This is a genomic window from Lysinibacillus sp. AR18-8, assembly GCF_001705465.1.
Lineage (GTDB): Bacteria > Bacillota > Bacilli > Bacillales_A > Planococcaceae > Lysinibacillus > Lysinibacillus capsici.
In genome coordinates, this window is record NZ_MDGU01000041.1 from 1 (window position 1) to 6,095 (window position 6,095).

Annotated in this window: 7 protein-coding genes; 4 read left to right on the forward strand and 3 right to left on the reverse strand. The window is 31.5% G+C overall.

The window, feature by feature from the left end:
- Positions 1-138: 138 nt before the first annotated feature.
- Entirely contained in the window at positions 139-573 is a 435-nt protein-coding gene (locus tag BFM98_RS20245; protein ID WP_004224152.1) for a hypothetical protein, read from the forward strand.
- Between the two features lie 234 nt (positions 574-807).
- Here the strand turns inward: BFM98_RS20245 and BFM98_RS20250 are convergent, their stop codons facing one another.
- Complete coding sequence (locus tag BFM98_RS20250) at positions 808-1,455, reverse strand: hypothetical protein (RefSeq protein ID WP_244264666.1); 648 nt, start codon at positions 1,453-1,455, stop codon at positions 808-810.
- A gap of 730 nt (positions 1,456-2,185) precedes the next feature.
- On the opposite strand from BFM98_RS20250, the gene BFM98_RS20255 reads away from it, so the two are divergent.
- From BFM98_RS20255 to BFM98_RS20260, 3 genes are read left to right on the forward strand one after another with little or no spacing between them, the layout of a single operon-like run.
- Positions 2,186-2,827 (forward strand): hypothetical protein, encoded by a 642-nt coding sequence (locus BFM98_RS20255; protein WP_004224156.1) that lies wholly within the window; start codon positions 2,186-2,188, stop codon positions 2,825-2,827.
- Positions 2,828-2,841: 14 nt separating this feature from the next.
- A complete protein-coding gene (locus BFM98_RS23720; RefSeq protein ID WP_004224158.1) occupies positions 2,842-3,072 on the forward strand; it encodes a hypothetical protein in 231 nt (76 codons plus the stop codon).
- Positions 3,032-3,295 carry an RlpA-like double-psi beta-barrel domain-containing protein gene (locus tag BFM98_RS20260; RefSeq protein WP_175400785.1) on the forward strand — a complete coding sequence of 88 codons (264 nt, stop codon included), beginning with the start codon at positions 3,032-3,034 and terminating at the stop codon, positions 3,293-3,295. The genes BFM98_RS23720 and BFM98_RS20260 overlap by 41 nt, the downstream gene beginning before the upstream one ends.
- Positions 3,296-3,448: 153 nt before the next feature.
- Here the strand turns inward: BFM98_RS20260 and BFM98_RS20265 are convergent, their stop codons facing one another.
- Positions 3,449-4,171 (reverse strand): hypothetical protein, encoded by a 723-nt coding sequence (locus tag BFM98_RS20265; RefSeq protein WP_066038279.1) that lies wholly within the window; start codon positions 4,169-4,171, stop codon positions 3,449-3,451.
- Positions 4,171-5,310: a hypothetical protein gene (locus BFM98_RS20270; protein ID WP_225340947.1), complete on the reverse strand. Its 1,140-nt coding sequence runs from the start codon at positions 5,308-5,310 to the stop codon at positions 4,171-4,173. Before BFM98_RS20270 ends, BFM98_RS20265 begins: the two co-directional genes overlap by 1 nt.
- Positions 5,311-6,095: the final 785 nt, after the last annotated feature.

Here is a 6,095-nt window from a genome sequence, read left to right on the forward strand (position 1 = left end):
GTGGAGTCGTGTATAATTGAATGTTGAGATGTCTGAAAGTTATTTTCGTATTAGTGAGCATAGAGGACGGCGACCGCCGAGAACCGTACGCGTAAGATCGTCGGCAGCGTCAGATGTGTATAAGAGACAGGTTTTATTATGAATAAATTATTTAGATTTAAAATTCTGTTATTAGTTTTTATGATTTCTTTAGCAACTACTTTTGCAATTCCTTTTTATACTTATGCAACAGAAATTGATAGTGATTCAAAGGTAAATCCTTTGGGGGCTGGAGAATGGGATTTTAAAGGACAACAAAATCCAACACTTGGAGCAGGAGTAGCATGGTTGACTAATGAATATGTTGCGACTGATGGTGGGAATTTTAAAATAGATATGCAAAGCACTTTTTATAGTTCAAATTATGTCCATACTACTTATTTTGTTAATGGGGTTAAAAAGTTTACTTTACTTAATTCAATAGATGACTATAAAGGAACTGTTCAAATTGGTAATCTTAATGCAGGTGATAGAGTACAATTCTCTATTTTAGTTGATAAGGGTGACAAGTTTACATTAAGCTTTTATGATTAAAGAAAAAAAACATCTTTTTATAAAGATATTTCAGAGTGTCGACAAACTAAATTCGTAACAAAAAGTTATCATAAGTCGGCATTTAACTTTAGTTTTCTATGTTCAAATATTTTTCTGAATCCTAGAAAATAAAGGGTTTGGAAAATCTGAAAAAATTGTACTTATAGCCGTTTAATTTAAAAATAATAGACAAAGTCGAAAAAATCGACTTTGTCTACAGTCTGAAACATCTTTTTATAAAGATGTTTTTATTTTTTCTTTATTCTTATTATAAATGTATATTTTCACGGTACTTTCTTTTAAAAGTTTATTAGAGGCTAACTTTTTCTCTAATGTAGTATATATTGTCCTTTCTATTTCCTTACCAATATCTACTTGTTTTTCCCCATCTAACAATGTACTTACTTCCACAATTAGTTCTTGGGGATCTTCCGGTGGAGGAATTCTCATATCTACTCCTCCATCAATTTTGTTTGGATAAGCATTAGATAATTCATTATTAATTTTTTTTGCGATCTCAACCAATAAATTATTTCTTTCTAACTCTTCTTCTGTTATCATTTGACGAATTTCACCTTTTTTTACATTAACATTATATTTTTCAAATTTAGTTGACCTAATCAAATTTCTCACAACATCTTTGATTTCATGTTTTACTGAATCATAATACTCTTGGCTTCCAAGAACATCAATATCTATATCCTTCGAATTGTTATCAACATGAGTATTAATACTATAGGTACCTATTTTATATTTCCCCACTAATTTTACTTCTATCTTTTCCAACATTTGAATTTCAGCACTTTTTGGTGGTGGACTAATGTTATTTTCAGCAGAACCATTTAAAGAAGCTAATCCGAAGCTTAATAATAGTACCCCCATGATGCTTAAGACTACAATAAGGAATTTCTTTTTAATAAATCCCACCTCCTCTCATTTTACGATATGAGCAGATATCATAATGTATTCGACCTTTTTCGTCTTATTCAACTTTTTAATGTAAAATCATGAAACACTAAAATTTTAAGAATAAAGCCACCTTTAATGCGGCTAGTTATTAAGCCTCTTTGCTTTGGCCAGATGACCTGCTCATCACTGGGGCAATCAATCCAAACATATTCAGCTGCAGGACCTGGTTAATCGGTTGACCATAAAAATACACTTGTAGGACCTAGTTCATCTTTGGTCCATTTAAATAGGGCAATACTTATTAAATCCAAAATCATTAGCCATAATATGACTAATTGCTACCGCGCTATGTTGACCGTTCAATACAAGTAATTATGTTACTTCATCGAAAGAAGCATTATAGCCGAGCTGTACTTTTACTGATTCAATTAGTTTGTCTTCTATCATCTATTTTCTTGTGCTGCTGTCTTTTGATTTCAGTTTCGCGTTGAGCCTTCCTTCCAGCCTCTAAAGTGGCCACAATTTCTTTCTTTTCCTTAAGTAATTCTTCAATTCATCTTCTTTCTTTCTGGCGTTCTTCTAGGTAAATAGAAATCGAAGAGACCTTTTCATAAACATTTTAATTAATGGAAGGTATTTGAAATTATATGTATAAATTACTCTTATACCAACTAAAATTAATTTTCTTTGGAGGGAGGAATTAATGAAGAAATTTTTTTTACTTCTTTTCATTTGTGTATTTTTAGCAAGTTGTCAACAAAGTACAGACCACGATACAACGTTAGATTCGAGCAAAAAATCTGAAGTTGCTTTTTCTCCTGACATGGAAATGGGTTTAACGTTAAAAGAAGCAATTGAGATTGCCCAAAAAGAGGCTCTTCAGTGGAACAAAGAAGCAATGTTATATAGTGGAAATAGTGTTGACAAAGATAAAACGCCAACAGGAATGGAAGGCAGAAGAAAGTACTGGAGCATTGAATTTGGCATACCAAATAAAAAAGACTATTATTTAATAACTATTCAAAACGGAAAGGTACTAGATAAAGTACATGTTCCTAATGAATTAAACGCTATGCCTAAAAGTCACTTTATTTCTAGTGTTGAAGAATTTAAGTATGATACACCTGAATTACTAAAAAGGGCTCAAAAAATCACCAAAATTTATCCCGGAGACACTTTTGCTAAGGGATATAATTTTAGTTTTACTAAAGACTCGCAAAAAAACATTCCAATTGTGATGGTTATCGGATGGGACCAGTCCAAGGAAAATATGATTTATTTATTGTTCAATGCAGAAACGGGTGAGCTAGAAGAAGAATTTGAAAGAGAACAATATAAAAACTAAAAGGGGTTGTATTCATGAAGAAAAATGCAGTTATCTCGATACTTACTTGTTTTATATTTATTTTTACATTTTCACCGAAAACACAGGCCATCGAAACACCGGACATCGAAACACAAGCGCTCTCTGAACATATTGCAGGTGTAGTAACTGGTTATACAGGAAATAAAATAGGGCATGGTGGAGCAAGTTATCCAAAAACAGTATATGACTGTTGCTGTTCATCAAAAATCAACATCAAACCATGATACTATATTTCCTTTTGGTTCTACTATACTCATAAAAAATGCTTTATATGTAGAAGGTTATAGTAATAAAACTATTTTTAAAGTAACGGACACAGGTGATTTAAATAGAAAAAGAGATTTATATTGGTTTGATGTGTATTTTGGACTCAAAAATGCTACTAATGATAAAAACGCAAATGAATTTGGAGAAAAAAATAAAAATATTGCTTACACAGCATATTAATGCATGAAAATAAAAATCACACAACCTAGACTTGTCTGATGTGTGTGATTTTTTTGTTTTGAGTGCTTTTATAATCAATTCTTTTAATGTAAATTAACTATAAGCTGCTATTTATTTCAATTACTTCTACTGGAACTTGTTTCGGTTTAATATTTACTTATGTTTGTTTTCCTCAAACTTTACATCTAGACCACAAAACTCTAATATTTCATTTACACTTTTTTGATATTTCAAGGCGCTATTATCATGAACAGGAGGGCATAACCAAAGTTCCCTACCATGCTGATCTCTTAATATTACTTGGTAAACCTTATCATTACCAAAAAAATCTTTTGTGAAATATCCATGCTCAATAGCAGACTCTCTATTATTAAACAGGATAATATCACTAGGATTGGGAACAATCGATGAATATTCATATAAGAACTTTGTTTTATCATCCATATAAGACACGTAATTCTCTTCAACTTGCAAACAAACTATTTTTCCCTTGTGATAATATAAAGTTGCTTTACATTCTGATTTTCTCGTAATTGCACTTTCAATAGGATAAACTTCAAACTCCCCTTTTTCATTTTTAAAATACTTAACTATGTCATAACTACTATCTTTTACACATTTGGACTTGTCTGATGGTATACCAAGTTTCTCAAGTACTTTTTGTGAGTAAGATGGTCCTATACCGCCATAACCGCAATTCAAATTATTAAACCAAGCTTCGTTGCCGTTTATATCTCTTATTATAAATCTTGCTGATTTCAAACTTTTTAAATCGGACAAATCATTTTCTGAAACTAAGTAAAATCCATCAAGTATTGCATCAAAATCATTAAAATAAACAAAAATATGAGTTATCTCATCCAAATTATTTACCATTAAAAAAGTGAAAAAGTTTGTTGTTGCAACTCCTCGGATTCATTACTTCTATCTTCCTCACGGTAAGGATTCACATAGAAAATACAATCCACTATATTTGATGATTCATCCATAATAAGATATCCTTTATCCACTTGTTTCTTCAAAGCCAGTAATACATCAAAATAAATGAAGGGACGATGCATAATGCCTACAGAAAAATGCTTATTAAAGCCAAAATCATTAGCCATAATATGACTAATTGCTACCGCGCTATGTTGACCGTTCAATACAAGTGAATATGCTACTTCATCGAAAGCAGCATTATAGCCGAGCTGTGCTTTTACTGATTCAATTAGTTTGTCTTCTATCATCTTTTTTTCTTGTGACAATTTTTCTATACGTTCGTTTTCCTGCTGTTGTCTTTTGATTTCAATTTCGCGTTGAGCCTTTCTTACAACCTCTAAAGTGGCCTCAATATTTTTCTTTTCCTGAAGTAATTCTTCAATTCGTCTTCTTTCTTTCTGGCGCTCTTCAAGGTCAACTTCACGCTGAATTTTACGTTGTTCTTCCTCTAATGCTTCCATTTGTTTTTGAAAATATTTATTTAACCTATTGATTTGTCGATCTAAAAATGGAATATTCATTTCAAAATGCCTTTTAATGCTTTCAGAAACTACTGTTTTATCAGGGATTCTATTGTAGTATTCGTGGTAGTACACATTATTATTTAATTTCCATAAAAGTTCATCTAGTTCATAATCAATCTTATCTAACTCATTTATAACGCCATCTATTTCATTCACTTCAATATTTAAAAATGCACTCAAATGATCCTTCCCATATTGAATTTTTGTCCGAGTCACTTGATGTTCAACGGTAAACATATATCGTAGTCGTCGACCACAGGCGCATCGCCCATCTAGATTACCTGGACCAAAATCATTGTAATCGGAAATCAACCAATCTACGACATTCATCTCATCTTCTTGAAGAGTTATATCTATGGACTTGAGTGCTGTGATTTTTTCCTCTCTCATAACGTTTTCTAATACTGTCCGTCTACCACGTTTCATTTCGTTTTCTAAAAAATTCCGTTGTTTTATAGTTAATGCTGATAGCTGTTGCTCTCTTTCATCCGCAGAAAGCTTTTTATACATAAACATCCCTACTCTCTTTAGCTTAAATGTGGAACGAATTAGTTCTTGAATGTCACTTGACTATGTAGAATCAGTTAATTATCCATATTATTACTTATTTTATATATATTACTTAAATTATAACAAATAAAATTATGCTTTGTTCTATCGCTACTAGTTAGTGGAGAAACTGTAGCTTTGAATTAAAGTTTGAGTAAAATTACCTTGCAAACCCTTATTTTATGTTAAATTAAGAAGAATCCCTTTTGAAAAAAGATTGATCAAAAGGGGTTTTTCTTTAGCAGTTATAAGTTAGGTTTTAATAAAAAAGTTTGATTATTTTCTACCTGTGTTGCTCCACAATCGCGCCCGTTTGTTGAAGATCGTTTCACCTAAACCACCAGCAATTGTAATATAGGATTGAGAAGAATACAGATTTAGAAAGTCTCCATATACAGGTTTTTATTCATATAACACCCCTACAATGTTTTCTGCAATATTTTGAAAAGTCTTATTGTAAACTCTCTTTATATACCTTTGTATAAACAATATCCAATGAAAAAGCCAAGTAACGTTTGTTTTACAGCGTTTCTTGGCTTTTGTGTCTACCCAAACTTTTATTTGGGAACGTTATTTTGAATGGGTTTGTATAAAAAATAATTACTTAATTTTAAATTTTTAACCTATTTTTAACCCTGTCTCTTATACACATCTGACGCTGCCGACGATCTTACGCGTCATCATCACGATGCTCTCCCGCTCGCTATTATACACAACTAACGCAGACTACGCTCTTACACATCTAA

Coding starts and splice junctions, on each gene's coding strand:
- BFM98_RS20270 (WP_225340947.1), bottom strand. CDS start 5,310: ATGTATAAAAAGCTTTCTGCGGATGAAAGAGAGCAACAGCTATCAGCA.
- BFM98_RS23720 (WP_004224158.1), top strand. CDS start 2,842: ATGAAGAAAAATGCAGTTATCTCGATACTTACTTGTTTTATATTTATT.
- BFM98_RS20265 (WP_066038279.1), bottom strand. CDS start 4,171: ATGGTAAATAATTTGGATGAGATAACTCATATTTTTGTTTATTTTAAT.
- BFM98_RS20255 (WP_004224156.1), top strand. CDS start 2,186: ATGAAGAAATTTTTTTTACTTCTTTTCATTTGTGTATTTTTAGCAAGT.
- BFM98_RS20260 (WP_175400785.1), top strand. CDS start 3,032: ATGACTGTTGCTGTTCATCAAAAATCAACATCAAACCATGATACTATA.
- BFM98_RS20250 (WP_244264666.1), bottom strand. CDS start 1,455: ATGGGGGTACTATTATTAAGCTTCGGATTAGCTTCTTTAAATGGTTCT.
- BFM98_RS20245 (WP_004224152.1), top strand. CDS start 139: ATGAATAAATTATTTAGATTTAAAATTCTGTTATTAGTTTTTATGATT.